The 20973-nt window shown below is 42.4% G+C and carries 14 protein-coding genes and 4 pseudogenes; 5 read left to right on the forward strand and 13 right to left on the reverse strand.

Going from position 1 to position 20973, the window contains the following annotated elements; translation table 11 throughout:
- Nucleotides 1–54: 54 nt before the first annotated feature.
- Nucleotides 55–177, reverse strand: a pseudogene (locus BV375_RS35960) (IS4 family transposase); the annotation flags it as partial.
- Between the two features lie 102 nt (nucleotides 178–279).
- Between BV375_RS35960 and BV375_RS13380 the strand changes: the two are divergent.
- A pseudogene (locus BV375_RS13380) lies at nucleotides 280–1365 on the forward strand (IS4 family transposase); the annotation flags it as partial.
- A 7-nt stretch (nucleotides 1366–1372) separates the two neighbouring features.
- On the opposite strand, the pseudogene BV375_RS13385 reads toward BV375_RS13380, so the two are convergent.
- The 11 genes and pseudogenes from BV375_RS13385 to BV375_RS13435 all read right to left on the reverse strand — a co-directional run bounded on the left by BV375_RS13385 (nucleotide 1373) and on the right by BV375_RS13435 (nucleotide 13161).
- Nucleotides 1373–1798 (reverse strand): annotated as a pseudogene (locus BV375_RS13385) (AAA-like domain-containing protein).
- 184 nt (nucleotides 1799–1982) lie between these two features.
- Nucleotides 1983–3206, reverse strand: coding sequence for an MFS transporter (locus BV375_RS13390; protein WP_086761209.1), 1224 nt, complete (start codon nucleotides 3204–3206; stop codon nucleotides 1983–1985).
- 65 nt (nucleotides 3207–3271) lie between these two features.
- The gene (locus BV375_RS13395; RefSeq protein WP_086761211.1) at nucleotides 3272–3688 is read right to left on the reverse strand and encodes a VOC family protein; all 417 of its coding nucleotides are present in this window, start codon (nucleotides 3686–3688) and stop codon (nucleotides 3272–3274) included.
- Nucleotides 3685–4431, reverse strand: a complete 747-nt coding sequence (locus BV375_RS13400) for an HAD family hydrolase (RefSeq protein ID WP_086761213.1) — start codon at nucleotides 4429–4431, stop codon at nucleotides 3685–3687. Before BV375_RS13400 ends, BV375_RS13395 begins: the two co-directional genes overlap by 4 nt.
- A 381-nt stretch (nucleotides 4432–4812) precedes the next feature.
- Nucleotides 4813–5382, reverse strand: coding sequence for a type 1 glutamine amidotransferase domain-containing protein (locus tag BV375_RS13405; protein ID WP_086761215.1), 570 nt, complete (start codon nucleotides 5380–5382; stop codon nucleotides 4813–4815).
- 37 nt (nucleotides 5383–5419) lie between these two features.
- The gene (locus BV375_RS13410; protein ID WP_086761217.1) at nucleotides 5420–6193 is read right to left on the reverse strand and encodes a cupin domain-containing protein; all 774 of its coding nucleotides are present in this window, start codon (nucleotides 6191–6193) and stop codon (nucleotides 5420–5422) included.
- Nucleotides 6194–6399: 206 nt separating this feature from the next.
- Entirely contained in the window at nucleotides 6400–7095 is a 696-nt protein-coding gene (locus BV375_RS13415; RefSeq protein WP_086761218.1) for a type 1 glutamine amidotransferase domain-containing protein, read from the reverse strand.
- Between the two features lie 25 nt (nucleotides 7096–7120).
- A complete protein-coding gene (locus BV375_RS13420; RefSeq protein ID WP_086761220.1) occupies nucleotides 7121–7477 on the reverse strand; it encodes a hypothetical protein in 357 nt (118 codons plus the stop codon).
- 257 nt (nucleotides 7478–7734) lie between these two features.
- A pseudogene (locus tag BV375_RS13425) lies at nucleotides 7735–8610 on the reverse strand (PstS family phosphate ABC transporter substrate-binding protein); the annotation flags it as partial.
- Between the two features lie 690 nt (nucleotides 8611–9300).
- Nucleotides 9301–11724 (reverse strand): AAA-like domain-containing protein, encoded by a 2424-nt coding sequence (locus BV375_RS13430; RefSeq protein ID WP_086761222.1) that lies wholly within the window; start codon nucleotides 11722–11724, stop codon nucleotides 9301–9303.
- 114 nt (nucleotides 11725–11838) lie between these two features.
- A complete protein-coding gene (locus BV375_RS13435) occupies nucleotides 11839–13161 on the reverse strand; it encodes an AAA-like domain-containing protein (protein WP_086761224.1) in 1323 nt (440 codons plus the stop codon).
- Nucleotides 13162–13467: 306 nt separating this feature from the next.
- Between BV375_RS13435 and BV375_RS13440 the strand changes: the two genes are divergently transcribed.
- The 4 genes from BV375_RS13440 to BV375_RS13455 are packed head-to-tail and all read left to right on the forward strand — an operon-like array spanning nucleotide 13468 to nucleotide 19711.
- Nucleotides 13468–16068, forward strand: a complete 2601-nt coding sequence (locus tag BV375_RS13440; protein ID WP_086761226.1) for a HEAT repeat domain-containing protein — start codon at nucleotides 13468–13470, stop codon at nucleotides 16066–16068.
- A 37-nt stretch (nucleotides 16069–16105) separates the two neighbouring features.
- Complete coding sequence (locus BV375_RS13445) at nucleotides 16106–17047, forward strand: DUF1822 family protein (RefSeq protein ID WP_086761228.1); 942 nt, start codon at nucleotides 16106–16108, stop codon at nucleotides 17045–17047.
- Nucleotides 17048–17076: 29 nt separating this feature from the next.
- Nucleotides 17077–19443, forward strand: a complete 2367-nt coding sequence (locus BV375_RS13450; protein WP_086761230.1) for a CHASE2 domain-containing protein — start codon at nucleotides 17077–17079, stop codon at nucleotides 19441–19443.
- A 22-nt stretch (nucleotides 19444–19465) separates the two neighbouring features.
- Nucleotides 19466–19711, forward strand: coding sequence for a hypothetical protein (locus tag BV375_RS13455; RefSeq protein ID WP_208099115.1), 246 nt, complete (start codon nucleotides 19466–19468; stop codon nucleotides 19709–19711).
- A gap of 73 nt (nucleotides 19712–19784) precedes the next feature.
- Here the strand turns inward: BV375_RS13455 and BV375_RS13460 are convergent, their stop codons facing one another.
- On the reverse strand, nucleotides 19785–19949 hold the full coding sequence (locus BV375_RS13460; protein WP_208099116.1) for a hypothetical protein: 165 nt from the start codon (nucleotides 19947–19949) through the stop codon (nucleotides 19785–19787).
- Nucleotides 19950–20973: the final 1024 nt, after the last annotated feature.

Genomic DNA, 20973 nt, shown 5'->3' on the forward strand with positions numbered 1-20973 from the left:
ATCTTCTCAAATTTTTGTCCTGCATAGCTTAGAGTTGCCTTGTCACCCTCTAAGGGCTAATATGGAGAGTTTTACCTGACGATGAGCCTGTATCAATAACAACAGAAGCTGTAAAGTTAGATACTGGCTTTCATTCAGATGGGCACGCAGGGTTGTTTGGTAAGATACAGGAAACATTTTATCAGCGGGGAGCGACAAAAATGCTCCCTATTTTTTGTCCTCACCATTTTCTCAAAGTTTTGTCCCGTATAGCTTAGAGTTGCCTTGTCACCCGCTAAGATATTAGCCAGTGTCTTTCCGCAACCGATTCAATATCAAAGTCGAAAACGTAATTTGCAACGTTTTTTAAAATTGCCTCAGATCAGCATCAAAGTCTTATGGTTTCCATTGATTAAATATTGGATTCGACAAGAACAAACTGGACGAGGTTTAAATCGAGAGCAGCGTCGGCAATTAAAAAAACTCAAGCATCAGAAATATGGCTATTGGATCATTGCAATGGATCGAACCCAATGGAAAGGTCGCAATGTATTCATGGTGAGTATCATCTGGAGAACCCATGCCCTACCTTTATATTGGGAGGCCTTAAACCATCAAGGCAACAGCGATTTGAAGACTCAAAAACGTCTATTAAAAGCAGTGCTTCATCTATTTAAGAACTATCCGGTTCTGGTGTTGGGAGACCGAGAGTTTCATAGCCCCAAATTCGCTGACTGGCTTGAATCCAAGGGTGTATGTTTTGCCCTACGTCAGAAGAAAGATCTTCATTTCCAAGCGGCGTTAGATCAGGAGTATCAGGTGCTCAAAGATATTGGATTTAAACCTGGTATGTCCCAATTTTATCAGGGTGTATTGTGCAATAAAGGTGACTCTTTAGGGCCATTTAATGTGGCAGTCTATTGGAAACGAAAATATCGTCACAAGGGACCCAAAGAACCCTGGTATATTTTGACAAATCTGCCCACTCTTCAACAAGCATTGGATGTCTATTGCTGTCGATGGGGAATCGAACAACTGTTCAAGGATTGCAAAACGGGGGGCTATAATTTAGAACAAGCAAAAGTGAATGAGACTCGGTTTTTAGCCTTGGTATTATTAATTGCCATTGCTTATAGTTTGGCCACTCTCCAAGGAAAATGGCTCAAGAAATTCAGGATAGATGTTTACGTTGGACGTATTAAAGAGCACAAAGATAAGACTCCCAGACAGAGTGATTTTAGCCTTGGACTATATGGGCAACGGTGGAAATATGGGATGGAATTATGGGCCGATTGGGCGCTGAATCTGATTGCGCTCAAACCTCATAAACGCCTCTATTTTCAGCGAGGCTTTTATGCTCTGTCCCTTTTACAACAGGCTTTGTAGTAGGTTGTCACCCGTTAAGCAGTCCTACATTAAAGGGGGATTGAGTTATGTCAAGAACAAAATAAATATCTTGAAAGTACGTAATTAATAATCGAAGTTTTTCCCATATTTTTTATATCTTTGACATCTCATACCAAGAACGCAGCATTGCTAAAAAATCATTGGCAATTTCAGGAGATTGGAAAATCCGATCAACTTCATCTAATCCCAACATCAAAGGTTGGTTAATTTCTGCTAGAAGATAGTCCTCAAAATAGGTAGTGCAGCTACCTTTGCTTCCCAAAAAATCGCTATCCCAGTAATCCGCTAGCTTGTTGGGTAACTTCAGACTTCGTCCCACGGAGGCACAAAACCACTGTAATAACTTCTCTAAATCAGTAAAAATCTTTCTATCTGCTATAAGTTTTTTTATTATTATGTGGTACTTTACGATATCTCAGCATATTTACAATGCCACCTGCGCTTTGTAAATATATTTGGGCTAGTGTATTGTCAAAGAAAGTTTTATAGTGCGATCGCCCGGAGCACACTGTCCTTCGGGCAATCGCAGGCACATATCCCCTTTCACCAAAAGTGCGGGAGAAAACTCAATTTTTACACTCTCCGTTTCAGCGAGACTAAGTACGTTCTGAGCTAGACACTACATTTGGAGCCTCCGAACGGAACAAGGGAATTGCAGCTAAGGCGGCTACCAGGACGATCGCAGCAAAAAGGAAGAGCGCCGCGCTCAAGCCCAGTCTCAGCACCTCACCAAAGAGAAAGCTGCCGACACCAAACCCAATAAATAAAGTGAACACGTTGAGTCCCATCGCCTGACCGCCGCGCTTTCCACCCAAGGAAGTCACAATCCCAGCAAGCAAGGGTTGTGTCATGTCATAGCCAAGGGACAAAAGCGTTACTGCCACAGCTGCAACAACTAGAGGCAAGTGGAACATCAAAATAGCAGCTGCAACCCCTGCGATCGCAAACCCAGTAGGTAGTAGCCAACTGCGCCCCCAGCGATCTACAGCGCATCCAATCATTGGACCGAGTAAAAAACCTGGAACACCGTAGCCAAGAAGTGCTAGACCGATGCCGACTTCCCCCAAACCGTAGCGCTGTTGGAAGTATAAACCGAGCCACGTGTAAACCCCTGAGTGAAAGATGCCATTGAGCAGCACGTAGGCATAAGTTCGCCGTCCCCGCCCAGATCCAAGTAACATCTTGTAAGTAGCTAACAAGTCACGGATATTGTTAATGGTCGAGCGTGTGGCATTCCCCAGAAGATGCCGTTGAAGGTACAGCAGGCTCAACACAAGAGCGCCAAGAATACCAACCCCAAGGAAAATCCCACGCCAGGTGATGAGTGGCTCAAGCAAAGCTCCGAATGTTGAACCGAATGCCATACCTCCAGCCATTGCTCCAAATATCCAGCCCATCGGACGTCCCCGCCGCTCATAGGGATATATGTCCCCTATTAATGTCAGCGCTAAAGGGATGACACCGCTGGCACATAGCCCGGTTAAGAAGCGCCAGAAGATGAGCTGTGAGGCTGATTGTGCCGTTGTTGTGAAGCAAGTTAGGACAACAAACGCCAGCAACGAAGTCAGTATGATGCGCCGCCGTCCAATTTGGTCCGAGAGAAAACCATAGATGAGTGACCCTATCCCATAGGGAATCAAATACGCCGGGACTATGAGTCCAATCGTCTGGCTAGAAACCTTGAACGCAACGGCGAGGTGAGGGATGAGCGGTGCAACCATGTAGGCTTGAAAAAAAATCAAGAATGTTGCTGTCACAAGAAGCCGTAGCAAACGTTCGCGCTGGTCTTGACTTTTTGGTGCTGTTAGTGGATATTTCATCCTAATTATTACTTCCCTTCTTAAAACAACTTAAGTGAAAAGTTTTGACACCCTAATCGGAAAAATCACCACGTCCCAACGTTAGGCATTGACACCCAAGGTTCTGCCGGAGGAAGGGATTGTCCTGCTTGGAGTAATTCAATGGAAATTCCATTTGGGTCTTTGATGAAAGCCATACGACCATCTCTGGGAGGACGCAGGATTTGAACTTCATTCGCTTGCAGGTGCTGACAAGTCTCATAAATGTCATCAACCAGATATGCTAGGTGTCCAAAATTGTTACCTTGGATGTAGATTTGTTCATCCCAGTTGTGAGTTAATTCAATTTCTGGCGCACCTTCATCGGTTGCTAAAAAGTACAAGCTGAATCGTCCGTGTGAGTAATCCTTGTGTCTGAGAAGTTTCAGCCTCAATTTATTGCAGTAGAAATCCAAGCTTTCTTCCAAGTTTTTGACCCTAATCATGCAATGTAAAAACTTCATTGATCTAATACTCCCAAGTGATTTTTTAGAAACTCAGACAAAGTGATGCTACTGACAGAATTCTCTTTAGCAATGTGAATGTGGTCAGGCGCGTTATATCCCCAAGTTGCCCAGTAAGCGCTGTATCCAGCTTTTTGAGCTTCTACCACATTCAAAATGTTGTCATCAAAGAAATGCAGTTCGTGAGGGGGAATGCCTGACAAATCTGTAATCTTGCGGAAAGCTTCTATTTTCATTTTTTGTTCGCCAAAAATTTGGCTTTCATCAAACTGAATACCTGCACTGCTGAGGATTTTCATTACCGAGTCGCCGTCTTTAGCGGTAACGATATAAACAGGCAAGTCAATTGTGGTTAAAAAAGTTTCCATGCCTGGATATAAAGTGTGAGAGCTCAACCATTCTGCCTCTTTCTCCCTTCTTACCTTGTGTCTGTAGGCAGTCACATTTTTTGTGAACTCATCTATAACATCTGAGTTAATTGATTGGTAAACTGCCTCAAAATCCTCTTGCGTGGCAATTGGGGTTGTATAGTCAAACAGTGGAACAGCGAAGTGACCCAGGTGTTTGGCGAAATTTCGACAGTGCTTAAACCGTTCACAAAATTCTACTGGTATGGCTTCTAAACCTTGGGCACTGAAGTCAGATACATCTTTACCATCATATCCATTCCAGGAAACTAAAATACATTCCTTCAATCCATTACAAATCAATCCGTCGAAATCCAAAGCTATGACTTTCTTCATCAGTTGTTCCTCCTAGTCAGGTGTTGATTGGGTGGCTCTCAATTGTTTTAAAAGCTATACAGCTATCAAGGTTGTTCGACAAAAAAGTCCCCCCTACCCCCCTAAGAAAGCAGGGCTGTTTCATTCCCTAAAAGGCTTACAAATGCAAGGGTTCAGTCGATGAAAAACAAGCATGTTTTTCAATCTTAGGCATCAAAATGGTCACCAATTCATGACTTTTACCCTGATATTTATCGCCAATGATATTGACAAAATACATACCATTACGAATGAAACGGCCCTGCCCTAAGAAAGGGGGTTAGAAATGTGATTGTTGAATCAAAAAATTCTGTGGGAGGACTCTTCTCTCGAGTTGAAGCGGGAGGAGAAAGGTACTCCTTGCTAGCTAATGATTAACTCTGGCTGTTTGTTACCGTTGATGTGAGCTTTTTCTGTAGCAGCAAACACAGCTCTCATAAACTTACCAACCTGACCGTAGTAGGAACAAGTAATAATATTGCCGTCAGTGACCACATCTGCATCGATAACATTAGCACCAGAGTTAATCATGTCATCCACCATCCCAACGTAAGCGCAGACAGTCCGTCCTTTCAAAACTTTGGCGGAAATCATAATCCACGGACCATGACACAAGCCAGCAACAATTTTACCTTTCTCTGCCATTTGATTGACGAATTGCAACACTTTCTTGTCTTGTCTGACGCGATCGGGTGCTTCATGACCCCCAGTGAGAATGACAATGTCATACTTATCAACGGACAAATCGTCGAAGGAAACCAGTGGTAGGGCAGTTTTATCCATTGGTAAGGGTATTCCATATTTACCCTTAACTGGGGAAGCTGCCTTAGTTGCAACATCTACTGTATACCCTTCTTCTTTCAAGCGGTAGTAAGTGTAAACTACGTCATGATCTTGGAATCCAGGACCTGTGATGATAACTGCATTAGACATTTGAGACTCTCCTAATCGTTGATAATGGTTGATCGAGTTACAGATTGTGAGCGATCGTGAAGTAGAGATTGTCTGGCTCTAGCATTGACATCGACATAGTGCCAGCCTGAAACACTTGAATGTCATGAGTAAAAACATTCTTTATGCCCAACGAAACAGCAAAGATTAAGTTGCGATCGGGACGGCAAATAATATCCATCCCACCTTTCACCCCAAATCGGTATTTGTTGGAAATACCAGTGGACCGGATTTTGGCGTCACCCAGAAAATCGATCTGATTGATCTCACCTATCTTGTGGTCTAAAGTCTGCGTCTCGTAGAGTCGCCCCTGCCGTCCATACTTGTCCTTGGCTCTCACCAAATCAAACTTGTTCCGAGGGGTTTCAATTTCTACTAATTTTAAAACAGAATCACCAATGTTTTCAGTGGAATGAAACGCACCTTTGCGGATATGAACAAAGTCCAGTGCCTCAAGGATACGAGTTTCAGCCAAGGAATGGAATTTTGCAGTACCCTCAAGACACAACAAAACAGTTTCCTTCCGGGGATGGCAGTGCATTGATGTCGATTGTCCGGGAAGAATGTCTAGCTTCCACACATCATAAAAGAGGTCAGCGTAGATGCGACATTCACGTCCCCAGGGTTTTTCAATCAAACCATCCAAATACAAATCCAAACCAAATTGTTCAAAGTTTAGTTCTAAACCTTCTGCCCTTGCTTCACTTAACAGATTCACATCATGGATAGAAGGATGCACTACGTTCGTAATGCCAACAACTTTCTTTTTTGGCGGATCGACTAGTAACTCCATGTTTTGCTCCTCATGCGTTGAAAGTTGAAACTCAATTCATTACAGCGTTTTGCAACTAGATGGAATACACCCCTCCCTAACCCTCTCCTTATCAAGGGGTGGGTGCCGCTAGGCGGGTGGGATCCATACAATTGAAAACTGCTGTAGCCTCAAGATTTATGTTTTGCCCCCTTCCCCCACAAATTCAGGGGAAGTTGAGCATTCTCTTAGAGTGTTAAAGGGCTTTCTAAGCTTTTAGTGCTTAATTTCTGAGCTGTTAAAAGCTTGGCTACCGCCTCAGCCACACCTTTTGTTGATGCTGGATTTTGTCCAGTGACAAGGCATCCATCAACAACAACATTGGCTTGCCAGTTGGGTGCTTTTACAAATTCCCCACCAGCATTTTTCAGACCATCCTCCAAAAGAAATGGCATAACTTTTGTTAACCCGACAGCTTCTTCTTCTTCATTGGTAAAACCCGTGACTCGCTTGCCTTTAATCATGAAATTGCCATCCGGATTTTTAAGTTGCACTAAAGCTGCAGAACCATGACATACTGCCGCAACCACTTTGTTTTGAGCGTAAGCAGTGGGAAGAATACGTTGCAACTCTGCATTAGCAGGAAGATCCCACATAGTCCCGTGCCCCCCTACTATTAAGTAAGCATGGTAGTCTTCCACTTTTACTTCTTTAAGTGGTAAGGTATTCTTAGCGTACTTGGCATAAAGTGTGAATTCTTCAGAGAGACTTTTAAGGTCAATTGGTGCGTTTTTTCCTTGAGGTGAAGCCACCGTAATATCCAGCCCCGCCTCAGATAACACTTCATAAGAATGTGCCAACTCTGAAAGATATAAACCTGTGGGTTTTCTTGTATCTCCCAAACGGTTATGGCTTGTCACTATCATTAAAACTTTCTTTGGCATGATGACCAATCCTCCGCCTCTGTGTTTAGAAAATTTCAAGTTTATTTATTTTTATTGAAGCGTTTAGGAATATACAGCAATTGGTAACTAAGAAAATTTTTTTATTTGAGAAAATCTCAGTCGTTGAGTATTTTTCAGTTTGTTCTGGACACTCCATTGCTAACCGTGATCGCCAATTTTGTACCAGTTTTTCTGTAGCGGTTTTGCGATCGTCTATCATTTTGTTCTTCCCACCCATTTTGGCTTTGCCTCCGTGTTTTAGGAAATTTAAAGCTCTCTTATCTTTAAAAGAACATATAACAATCTCAGATTTTGGTAAGTCATAAAAATTTTTGGGACTGAGAAAAATCTCAGTCGTTGAGATTTTCTCTGTTTCAAACATACAACCCTATCAAGACATTTATACTTGAAAAAAATGGTCTTACCAAACACAGATAATACCGTTTCTTAGTGAATCTGCAATATATTTTCACCCTGCATACACCGTTCCTCCAAAGCATCGGAGGGACTACAGGGGGGTGAAATATTGTGCAAACTATGTTGACCATCATTAGTTAAAAGTCTTATGTATGCCAAATGACTAATGACAAAGGACGATCTTTACCAGTTAGTTAACTTTATTTGTACCGACTTACTTAATTAGCGGATTTTTACAAATCCTGCCTTTTCAATTAATTCTTGACCCTGGTCAGTTTTCAACAAATTGGCATAGGCTTTGCCAGCTCGCTCCTCGTCTTGACCATTTTGTTTAACAATCACAAACAAATGGCGGGTAATTGGGTACTGAGCACTTTTGAATGCCTCCTTGTTCAGCTGGTTGCGCTGCTTTGGGCATTGAGAAGGAGGGACGAAAGGTTCCTTATAAGGAGGCACCAGTTTAGTCGCTTGACGTCCAATTGGCAGAGATTTAACCCAGCATTGCGGTACAACTTCTGGTGCTGAGCCGTAGTAGATACCACCTGGATTCTTAATTACTTTTTGCAGCGCTTCAGTCGTTGTGGGAATAAACTTAACGTTGGAACCAAACTCGCCACCTCCCAAAATATTTTCGACAAAGAATTTAACTGTGCCGCCATCTTCTTTATGCCGGGAGTAGGCAGTAATTAGCCGGTCAGGACCACCGACTTGATTCCAGTTGGTAAACTTGCCAGTGTAAATACCCTTGAGTTGCTCGATAGTGATACCATTGAGCTTAATATCTGGATTAACTGCCACAGCAATTGCATCAATTGCTACGGGTATTTCACTAAGGGTGAAGTTTCTCTGCTTAGCACTCTCGTAATCCTCTGGTTCAAGCCCACGAGAAGATAAAGAAAAATACAGTTGACCGTCTAGCAACATTTTGATACCGATGTTAGAACCATAGGCACCAGTGGAATGTGACAGGTAGCGCAGTTGAAACTGTCGATGGGCATTTTCGATGGCTTGTTCCACTGGACTGTAAATGGGGGCAAAAGAAGTGCTGCCGCCGTAGCTAAATAATCCTCTCGGAACCTGTACTTCCTTAAAAGTTTTAGGATTGTCTACTTTTGGCCTTGGAGGATGAGGGGTAGGATTAATGACTGCTGTTAACTTTGAAAAATCTATAACTAGGGGTGAAGCAACAGCAGCCAATAGCGCCAACACTGATAGAATAACTAAGCGAACAAGTCGAGATTGCCTTCTTCGGCGAAAGAATGACCAAATTGAACGCTTATTTTTCTTTAACTCTTGAGTTACCCAACTCGAATTAAAAACAGCCTCATAAATACGATTGGAAACTTTTAACTGTCCCCCAATAACACTGACCAAATCCGATCGCACCAGTTCCATATCTTCGGGGCTGTTATCACTTTGCACTTCTCCATGCTCCAAAATTCCCTGATACCGTCTCAGCAATTTATCGCTTTGCTTACTATTAACAATCAAATTTTGAATCTGTCTCAAATGCTCTGACGCCTCTTTAAATTCCCAGTTTTCAATTAAGTACGATCGCACTAACCTTTCAACCTGCTCTTTCTCCTGCCCTTTGAGAATAAAAGGTTCGTCTTGCTTGAGAATAATTTCAAAAACTTTTTTTGTGAGTTCTTTTTGAAGAGATGTCCATGAAAGCACTTCTTTTGTGACAGTAGTAGGACTATAGACTTTTTTCTCTAATTCTGAATTTATACTACTGACATAGTTAAAGATATCTTGTTTATCCTTTTTTGAAATCATTTGAACTCCTTAAAAATTTTCTATAACGTTGTAAAGTAAAAAATGCTTTTCTTGCTTCTTCAACAAATGTTTGTTATCATCAGCCCATGCTGTAGCTTCTTGCAATTTTTCTCCAACCAAAAGCTTAGAGCGATCTTTCCGCTTGGAATCCAACCAAGCGATGAGTTCTTGGGCATAAGGTCGCGAACTACGTGCTAACAATTCATCAACCCAACTCTGATTAAAAACCAACTGGTAAGTCCGGTTAGCAATGCTTAATTTACCGTTAATATTTTCTACTAACTTCAATCTCAGTAGTTCTTCTTTTTCCTGACTGCAATCTTCTGCTACTTCTTCTTGTCGCAAAATTTGTTGATACACTATCAGCAGCCAAAAAGAGTCATGCTCGTGATTTTCGAGAAGCCGATCTCGAATATCCCTTAAAGGCTTTGCTGCCTCTTCCACTTCCCAGTTGTCAATCAAATGAGTTTGTACTACCTGCCCAATCTGCTCCACTTCATTCTTGGCAAGGATATGAGATTCACAAATAAGTTTACAAAGGGCTTTGATGAGCAAGGGATTAGGCTTTGTCCATAAAAGTATTTCTTCAATGACAATACTGTAGGGGCTTTTGGTTTTTTCCTCTAATTGAGGAAGCCATTCTTGTAAGACCTCAAAAATACCTACTTTATCTTTTACTGTAGAGCTTACTAGGCTGTCAGTAAAAGTCCTTCTAACCCAATCCCGATTGAAAACTTCTTTGTAAATACGATTAGAAACTTTTAAGAGCCCCTGCTCATTAACCACTAGCCTAAGTTTAAGCAACTCCTGTTGTTCTCTACTACCGTCTTCCGCCACACCATCTGGCTGCAAAATTTGCTGATAACTCTCCAGCAGCCGAAACCGATCGCACTCTTGATTATTTTTAAGACGATCACAAATCTCCCTCAAAGGCTTAGCAGCTTCTTGAGCTTCCCAATTGTCAATCAGTTGCGATCGCACTAAGTTATCAACCCACTCTGCTTCAAAACCTTCTCTTGGAGGTCTTGAAGACTTTAGTAGTCGAAAAATGGTATCACTGATTTCTTCTTGACCGCCTGTCCATGACAGCACTACTTCAATAACAGCTTCGTAATTGCTGACATTGGATAGATATTCTCTAGCTCTCTCATCAAATCGTCGGCTGGCATATAAAAAGTCATAGTCTTCTATAGTTAAGTTTCTTCCTTCTTTCCATGTATCTGCATCCCTATATTTCTGTCCGTATAACAACTTGGACTGATCCAAGCGTGTAGATGTAGACTTTAACCAAGCGCGTAGTTGCTCAGCATAAGGTCTTAAATTCGATAAAGATTCTCGAACCCAAGTTTCATTAAAAATAGACTGGTAAATGTGGTTACAAACTTTTAAATTACCATTCTGTTTGACTACCAATCCAGATATCCGTAATTCCATTTGTTCCGGGCTATCCTCTGCTGCTACTTGCCCCTGTTTCAAAATTTGCTTATAAAGCTCCAGTATTTTAACAGATGACTTACTTTGCAATAAGCGACTGCTAATTGTCTCCAAATGACGTAGCTCATCCTGGTCTTTCCAATTCTTAATGACCCGCGATCGCACGAGCGACTCTACGCTGTTCTTTTCATGACCCTCCTGAATAGTAGATTTTGAATCTAGAACAAGTTGACAAAGTTTTTGAGTAAGAAACGGCTGTCCTCCTGTCCAACTCCATATTTCTGTCAGTACAGCACGGGGATCGCTAACTTTACCTTCTAATCCCTCCGCTAATTTCAAAGCTTCTTCCAACTTAAAGGGCTGCAGTTCAATAAGTCTGCCAATATTAAATGGCATCCGAAATGTGTCTTGAATTAACTCCAAGGGTGTTGCCGCTCCTAACAGTACAAAGGTAAGACGCTTGTAATCTGTTTTTTCAGTACGTTGGTTATAGCAAAAGCGAATAAAACTTAAGAAATCGTCTTTAATAAAATCTAATGAAATAATTTTGTCAATTTCATCTATAAAAATAACTATTCTTTTAGATATTCTTACTAATAATTGTGATTCAATTAATTTTATTAATCGCTGAGTATAAGATAAATTGTCGTGCTTATTCCACCAACTTTTTAAATCAAAATCTATTATTTCATCTATTTTTTTTATCAACTCATATGCAATACTGTAGTACCACCTTTCTTGAGTAATATTTTTTTCAATACCCTGTAGGTCAATCGAAATACAAGCGATGTTTTCATTTTGTAGCCTGTGTTTTGCCTGTACCCGCAAACTGGACTTTCCCATCTGTCGTGCGTTTAGTACATAACAATACTCACCATCATCTAGAGCATCATAGAGGTCTGTATCAGCTTGTCTTTGAACATAGGTGGGATGTCCAAAAGCTAAGCTTCCCCCACCAGCTTGATAGCGATAAGCAAAATTGGCTTCTATTTTTATCATGCATTAGATGCTCCATTTAGATAAATACGATTCTCAGTTTTGCTGTGAAGAATATTTGCACAATTTAATGAAAACTAAACACAGTACAGATAAATATTGCCTAGTATATTTGTCCTATAAATGTTCCTGAAAGTACATACGATAGAGTTCACAGGAAGGCTTCGCATTATTGTCTTCTATATGTACTAGTCCCATACGCTTTAATTGAGACACCTGCTTTGGCTCTAACTGGACTGACACCGAGTTAGTTGCTCCATTGATTACCTTTTTCATCGCTGTAGCTAGTTCGGTATGCTGTTTTAGTTTCTCCAAAAGATTCAGCAGATGGTTGCTATAAATTCCCGAGAATGTGTGCGCTTGTTTTAATAAATCCTCCAGAGTGGTTTGCGGAGAATTTTTGAGTTCTACAATAGCTTTATTTAATAGCCTAGGATTTCCGCCAACAAGGTTTATTAAAGCGATGACATCTGTTTGACTTAAGGCTAGTCCATGCTGCTTTACTAGCTCTATGACTTCTGTATTTTCAAATGGTCGCAATTCAAATTCCGTACCAACGTTAAATGGTGATTCATAAATTTCTAATGGAATATAAACATCTGTGGAGTAGGCAATAACCAACCGGAATTTACTCCATATTTTGTGAATCCTAGCCTGTTCATACCAATACCGTAGCAAACTAAAAAATGGCGACGCAATTTGAAAGTATGGAAAAACGCGATCAACATTATCCAAGCCCAAAACAAACGCACTGTGGTCTATTTGAGCTAGCAGACACTTTTCAAAATAGTTTGTACAGTTGGGGTTGCTACCTAGTTTTTCATCCCACTCATAATCTATTTGATTACGTAGCTGCAACTGTGAATTAACGCTATTACAAAACCAAGGCAAGAATTTATCCGCAGTGGAAAAAATGTCTTCATTTGCTTGCGAAAGATCCAAAAGTACTTGTCGGTAGTTATAGCTTTCTGCTTGTTGTAGAATCTCTTGCATTAACCAAGTCTTGCCCATCTTGCTTGGGGCTTTAATCCGAATCAAGGAACCTGGCTGCTTAATCAAATCGTAGCAACGTTGTTCGATAGGAGGTCGTTCCACATACAAGGAGGTTTTTGTCGTTTGTTCTTCAAGAGGGGGCTGTTCTGCTCCGCTACTCTCCTTAAGAACGATAAGAGTCCCCTCTTTGATTAACTCAATGATGTCAGGCACGGCATTTCTAATCAGATTAATGAGCTGATGTCGCTTGCGCGAGCGCTCACCCATTCCATTGGTAATGCCAAAGTCTTTGTAAAGCAACCTCAAATGCTGACTTAGAGCATCATCTGCAATTTGAAGGTCGCACATGATTTTTTCGTTTAGATCATTTTGCAGGACTTTCTCCAATACCATTCGACGTTTGAGAGGTAGCTCTTTAAATTTAGTAATCACCTGTTCTCTGTTCATACGTTCTTTAATGCTCAACCACAACTACACCAAGTCTTTACAAAAATTATGCATTTTTTTAGCATTTTTGTTGCAGTGTTAACTAAAGCCTCTGTCAATTTGTGTTAGGTTTGGAAAGTGAGTTTTGGTGTACCAACGGTTTTGTGTCCTAAACCTGCCTGATTATCTACAGGTATGACATATTCTTTAATTGACCATTGCAGTTCAGAAATAATGCGTAAAAAATAAGTAAAAAGTTAACCTTACTCTAGCACATTAGATTTTATATCTATCCGTCTATCTAAAGTAGTAATTATCTTAAGAAGAATGGCAGTTTCTCTCAAAGCTTCCGATCAAGGACTACAACTCGTGGATGCAGTTAGGCGCAAGCGGGGCTGGGCAAAAGCGAGTGTGGAATGGCGTGAGGCAGCCCAAGTTGCACCAGCTAGCTTGAAGAGGTTTTGGCTAGGACGCCCTATTAATAAAGATACCTTTGTAGCGATTTGTAAAGCTGTGGGAGTAGACTGGCTGCAAGTCGCCGAGCTGCAAAACGAATCTGAACTTGAAGACCAAGGACAAAGTCTACAACCTGTAAAGCCTTTATCTTCCTCCCTTGACATTGACTGGCGACAATTAGCCCAAGAAATGCTCATCGATCGCAAAAGGTTAACCACCAATCCTTTAACCGTTAAAGATGGATTAATATTTAACATAGATGAGATTTTTGTACCTCTGCGATTGGTGGAGCGACAGCAACAAGCTAGGCGTAGTGGCAATGTTTTTCCAGAGCGAGGGTCGCAGTTATATCAGCCAGAACGCCAGTACGAAGTTGCAAGAATGTTTCAGCAGGATGAGTTTTTTGAGCAAATCCTGCAGCGAAGGCAAAGCCCCATAAGCCAAGGGCGACGGTTAGCCATTCTTGGAGAACCAGGAGCTGGCAAAACGACCCAGTTGCAGACTATAGCAAATTGGGTGTTCAAAAACACCAAGCAAGACATAGCCATTTGGATCGCCTTGGCAGATTTGCAGGGGAAAACCTTGGAAGCTTATTTACTAGAAGATTGGTTGAAAACTGCTACCCGGAAAGTGCGCGTCACGGAAGCCATGCAGGAAGCGCTCTCGCAACAGTTCAACCAAGGTCGGGTATGGCTGCTGTTAGATGGTGTAGATGAGATGGTCACCAATACTGCCAACCCGTTAGCTGAGATTGCAAACCAACTGACTGGTTGGGTTGCCCAAGCGCGAGTGGTTCTGACGTGTCGGCTAAATGTTTGGGACGCTGGTAAGAATGCCTTGGAAAGTTTTGATGCCTATCGCACTTTGAATTTTAGTTATGGCGATGTTCTTTCAACAGATCAGGTAGGGCAGTTTATTCACCATTGGTTTAATAACAACCCAGAACTAGGGAACCAATTAAGAGCCGAGTTAGACCAACCGGGACAAGAGCGCCTCAAAGATATGGTCAAAAATCCCTTGCGGTTAGCGCTATTGTGCCGCACTTGGGCTAGACGACAAGGAAAATTACCCCACACCAAAGTCGCACTTTACCAGCAGTTTGCTGAAGCACTCTACGAATGGAAACAAGAAAGATTTCCTACAACGTCGGCTCAACGCCAGGAATTGAATGCGGCGCTAGGACGATTGGCAAGAAGAGCGATCGCCCAAAACTCATCTCAATTTCGACTGCAACATCACTTCATCTCATCGGAACTAAGCGAACGGGATGAGGAGGGTTCCCTGTTTCATCTGGCGCTACAGCTAGGTTGGCTAAATCAGGTGGGAGTGGCGGCAGAAAATCCCGATGAAAAAGTTTATGCCTTCTTTCATCCCACCTTCCAAGAGTACTTCGCAGCGCAAGCCATACAGGACTTTGAAGAGTTCCTCAAATCAGATAACCGCCGTTTATTTTTTGAGCCGCAGGGGAAGGAGCTAATTTTTCTCTGGTGGGAGCGAGAAGATGTACCACAGCAGCAAAAGGAAGACTTTATTGATGCATTGATTAAACAGCTGCATACAAGCCCAGATAATGATATTCGTTGGCGAATTGCCAGGTACTTAGGCGAAATCGATGCTAGCACCGAGACTGAGGAGATCGTTAATGCGCTGACCAACCTGCTGCACAACAGTCAAGATGGCTATACACTTTGTCAAGCAGCTACAAGCCTAGGACGAATCGACCCTCAAAACTCGGACGCTATCAATACTTTAATTGAGCTGCTATCTAATAGTAATGACCCGTGGCTTCGTCAGCGAGTTGCCAAGAGCTTAGGGCAAATTGCTCTTGGCAACTCCAACGCCATTGAGGCTTTAACTCACTTACTAAGTCCAAGTGAGGATGAGTGGACTCGTCAACAAGCTACCAAGAGTCTCTTGGGGCAGATCGGTGCTGTCAACCCAAAGAAGAGCGAAGAGCTAAACGCTTTGCTGCTTGAAGCAAAACTTCAGCCGCCAAAGAGTAAGGAGGAAAGGATAGCTTTAACAAAACTAATTAATGGAATTTTGGAATCAGACAGACTTTATGGTAAAAGTAAAGTTTCCCCTGATGTTTACAATCAGGCACTTGATGCAGTTTTATCAGAAGTTTGTAAGAAAATTCGTAATAACGATCCTAAACAGGACGACGTAATAACATGGGTAAATTTCCTACTAAGAAAGTATCTCACTTCCTCTACCATAAGAGAAGAGCGAGAATTGTCTTCTAATGCTAAAGATACATTAGTACAATTTGAAAATATTAAAAGCAAGCATATACCGGGTCGCCCAGAAGCAAACTTTCAAGCATTGGCAAAACGACGAGATGCCGGAGAATCCTGGCAAGAGATTTCAGAAGATTGGGGAATTCCAGTTTCACAACTGAATACTTTTTACAATCTTTGTGCCAAACACTTTAATCCCACCCTTAAGGAATACTTACAAAAGTATCAATAACTTGGGTAGGTAAAGTAAAAGTAAAAGTGAATAGTTCATGACTTACTCAGAACAACACTTAAGTGTAACCCTTCCTCTGCCTCCCGAAACTCATCTTATCGCTGATGAGTTTGGGGAAAATCAAGAAAATATCCAGAAATATCAAGAGGTATTGTTAAATACTTTAGCAGTTTGTACAGTGCATTCATACTTGCAAAAGCTGGGTATTCAAACAGATTTGGAGGCAAGTGACAGTTGGAGCCATAGTATGCAGAGTTGCATGAATATTGCCGATTTATGGGTAACGAATATGGGGAGGTTAGAGTGCCGCCCGGTGTGGCCAGAGGCACAGGTATGCCCGATTCCAATAGAAGTTAGGAAAAACAGGATTGGTTATGTAGTTGTACAGATTAGTGAATCACTTGAAGAAGCAACAATTTTAGGATTTTCCCAAACTCCATTATCAGGCAATTTAAGAATAGACGAATTACAATCCCTGGAATATTTAATTGAACTCCTCACACCCGTGAATTTGAGCCAATGGTTGCAGAATGTTTTTGAGGCGTGTTGGCTGACAGTGGAAGCACTTCTGAATCTGGAACCAAACGAGCTAGCTTTTTGTTGTAGAGGTGCTTGTAGAAGTGCTCAAGAGTTGAGAGCCAATGAACCGGACAAATTAGCAGTTGGTGTTAGGCGAGCTAAGCTGATTGAGTTGAAGAGGCAAAGTGCTCAAGAGCAGGTAGTTCTTGTTGTGAAGGTGATGCCTGCTGCTGATTCAAGAATGAACGTCTGGGTGGAGGTATATCCCACTACTGCTCAAACACATCTGCCACAAGCTCTCGAGCTGATAGTCTTAGATGAGGAGAGGGCAGTTGTAGGAGAAGCCATAGCGCGAGACAACAAGAATATTCAATTCAAGTTTAGTGGTGAACCAGGAGAACGTTTCAACGTCAAAGTTGCTTTGGATAATGTCAGCATTACCGAAGCATTTTTAATTTGAGGCTAACAGTAAGCATATCGGTACCGAGCATGGCAAAGTTAGTTGTCCTGAAACTAGATGGTGATTTTGCTCAGCAGGGATTTCGGGTCACTTTGGAGATTGGAGATGAAGGAGCCCGCCCCTCAACGGCAATCACTGGCTTGTTGCCCCCAGCACCAGAACTGGTCACCTACTATGAGCTTTGGCAGTCCAGCTACCGCAGTCTAATGGTATCTGCCAGAATCAAACTTGAAAAAGTTATTTACGATGGTTCCGTTGACAAGGGGTTAGAGACCTGTAGCGACTCAGCCCAAGCGTTGCGCGATCGGCTAAACACCTGGCTTAAATCCGAGTCGTTTCGTCCTATTCGAGAGCAATGGCTCAAACAATTAATGCCCTCGGACGAAGTGCGGGTACTAATTTGCACCGAAATTAGCCAGCTACAGAAGCTTCCCTGGCATCTGTGGGATTTACTTGAAATATACTCTAAAGCTGAAGTCGTTCTGAGTGCTTTAGAGTACGAACAACTAAAATCCAAGGTAGTTACCCACAGAAAAAAAGTTAGAATCTTAGCCATTTTGGGCAATGGTGCTGACATTGATATTCAGAAAGACAAGCAGTTGCTAGAAAAATTACCCAATGCAGCAACAACCTTTCTAGTAGAGCCTCAACGCCGAGACATCAATAACCAATTGTGGAACAAACCCTGGGACATACTGTTTTTCGCCGGTCATAGTTTAACTGAAGGTGACACAGGTCGAATCTACATTAATAAAACGGATAGCTTAACGATTTCAGAACTCAAGTATGCCCTAAAGAAAGCCGTTGCTAGCGGGTTGCAACTGGGCATTTTCAACTCCTGTGATGGGCTGGGTTTAGCGCGAGAACTACTTAATTTGCATATCCCGCAAATTATTGTTATGCGAGAGCCTGTACCAGACTTGGTAGCACAGAAATTCTTGCAGCATTTTCTGAAAATCTTTGCTGAAGGCAAGTCTTTGTATCTGGCGGTACGAGATTCCCGAGAAAGGTTGCAAGGTTTAGAGAATGAATTTCCCTGTGCCAGCTGGTGCCCAGTGATTTGCCAGAATCCGGCAGAAGTACCTCTAACCTGGCAGGAGTTGTGCGGTACAACTGAGCGCAAATACCAATTTTCGCTAAGTAAGCGTATCCGACCCACAGCCCTCCTGGCAAGTGTGGCGATAACCAGCCTGGTGATAGGAGTGCGGTACCTAGGGATGCTACAAATACTGGAGCTAAAGGCTTTCGACCAGTTAATGCGACTGCGACCAGATGAACCGCAGGATCGGCGGCTGTTGATAATCACTGTTGATGAACAGGATATTCAGTATCAAGACCATTCGGGGATGAAGAGGCGAGGATCACTATCAGATACGGCACTCGATAAACTTTTGCAGAAACTAGAGCCGTATCAACCGCAAGCCATTGGCTTAAATATCTATCGCGATTTCCCTGTAAAGCCTGAGCAGCGGAATTTAGCCACTCGTTTACAGCAAAATAAGAATTTTTTTGCCATATGCAAAGTCAGCAATTCTGAGGATAACAACCCAGGCGTTTCACCCCCTCCTAAAATCCCAATAGAACGCCAAGGGTTTAGTGAGTCGGTGAGAGACTCCGATACGACTCTCCGTCGCCATCTATTAGCGATAACACCAGCTTCCACATCCCCTTGTACTACACCCTACGCCCTCAGCAGCCTACTGGCATTTCACTACCTGGAAAAAAAGGGTATTTCTGCCAAGTATACCCCTCAAGGGGATTTACAATTAGGCAACGTCGTTCTCAAACGCTTGCGATCGCATATGGGTGGCTATCAACAAGTGGATGCGCGGGGCTATCAAATATTGCTCAATTACCGCTCTTACGGTCGTTCGCCTTCAGAAATTGCGCCAACACTCACGCTCACAGAAGTTCTTAGGGGTGAGGTTAAGTCTGAAGAAGTGGAAAACCGGATTGTCCTTATTGGTGTAATAGCACAAAGCACTCATGATTATATGAGCACCCCCTACAGGGATAGTCAGGAGTTTAACCAGGAAATACCAGGGGTGATTGTTCAGGCACAGATGGTGAGTCAAATTCTAAGTGCGGTTTTGGATAAGCGACCCCTGTTATCAGTCTGGCCTTTTTGGGGCGAAGCTCTCTGGATTTGGGGCTGGTCTGTGGTAGGAGGCATCCTCGCCTGGCGCTATCGGTCACAACTACATTTGGGAATGGCGGGAGGAGGGGCACTCTTTGTCTTATACGTTCTTTGTTTTGGTCTCTTCACCTACGGTATTTGGGTACCTCTCGTCCCGTCAGCTTTGGCAATGGTTGTCACTAGTGGCAGTGTGTTAGTCTATACTCGATCTCAAAGCCAGCGACAGCAGCATACATCTGTAATTTTGAGCCATGACTGAGATAAAGTTGCCTCTTCAAAAAATGAAACTAGCCTTCGCTATCACTCTAGTACTGATGGATTTCTCACAAGTACAAGCACACTCTGCCAAACCTGTCATTCTTGTGCAAAGCCCGACCCTCAACCCAAGCAAACAATTAAACGAACCATTGATATTCAACACACCACCCTCCCCACCTCCCCCACCCCCCGACACTGGAAAACCTAGTCGGCGCACTGACACAGGAGGTCGTTTGACTTCCCCAGTAAGTACATTAACTGGAGTTTAGACTAGGCAGCAAGAAATGACCCAGCAGTGCTGAGTTTAGAAAATACAACCTTCAAGAACGAAGATGTTTGAGATTAGGCAGATTTTTGTTGTTCTTTGCGTGGTTCAGTAGCAGTCTTGTTAACAGTTGGATATCGGTTTTTACGGCTACGGCGTTTACCTGGTATCCACCCTTGCGAATTTCCGCGCGGTTTGGGTGGAACAGCTGGAGTACCAATCAGCGCTAAAATGCTCCCCATTGTCTGGGCAACCCTTCCTGTCACTTAAAGGATAATGTGGTTCTTGTCAGATTTTGGTGATGATGAAAGGTTACGCACTTTAAGGCAGGAGGCAGATGGCAGAAGGTTTTAAAACGTTTTCTTATCCGGGCGTGGGATTTGTGACTTCAAGGGGCGATCGCTTACGGCTTTCTTGTGATGCAGATGTTCTGTAATCCAAGCAAAGCTTTAATTGTAGAAATTTTTTCTTCCTCTTCCTTCTGCCCTCTGCCGTCTGCCTTACCCCAACCAAGATCACCAAAAGTGATACTGTTGGCGAAAGTGTTACAAACTCACAAACAAATGTGTTACAACTAAAAGCCGCAACACAGATTGAAGGTTTGAGCTTACGTAATACTTAAAAATACAATTATGTATTACATTCGCCAACAGTATCAAAAGTTGCCAAGAACCACATTATCCTTTAAGTGACAATTTTCAACCATAAACTGACCGCTGCGGACAACTTATGGTTTCAGTTGTGGGTTCGCAGATTAAGTGAAATTTTCCGAACGCAATAATAAGAGTTTTGGCGGATTTGTTTCGGACTTAGTGAAACTGGATTTGCAGACTAAGTGAAATTTACCTACCAAATTCGCAGACTTAATGAAATTTTCCTCCAAAGTAATAATGAATGACTGAATTTCTTACTGTACAAGCATTGTAGCTTGTTACAGCCTCGAATGAATACCAGATGAACTCTTGAAAGCTTGAGGCTAATTGTAGACCAAGATGTTTACCTGGCAAGCTATTGAGGCTGTGCTCCAAGAAAAATAAATTTCACTTAGTCTGAGATAAATTTCATTTAGTCTGCACAGATTTCACTTATTCTGCGAACCCACACACACACAGGTGGAAGTGTTGTGTGTTTGGGGAAAAAGTATTAATCGTAGTTTTTGTCGGATAAAAGATAAGAGTTACTTATTTTGTATTCCAGGCGATCGTGTATGATGTCACTGAAAGCATAAGATGAGCAAATTGCTCGCTTTATGCTTTCACGCTCGGG

Origin of the sequence: Nostoc sp. 106C (genome assembly GCF_002154725.1) — a bacterium.
In the GTDB taxonomy this organism is placed as follows: domain Bacteria; phylum Cyanobacteriota; class Cyanobacteriia; order Cyanobacteriales; family Nostocaceae; genus Aulosira.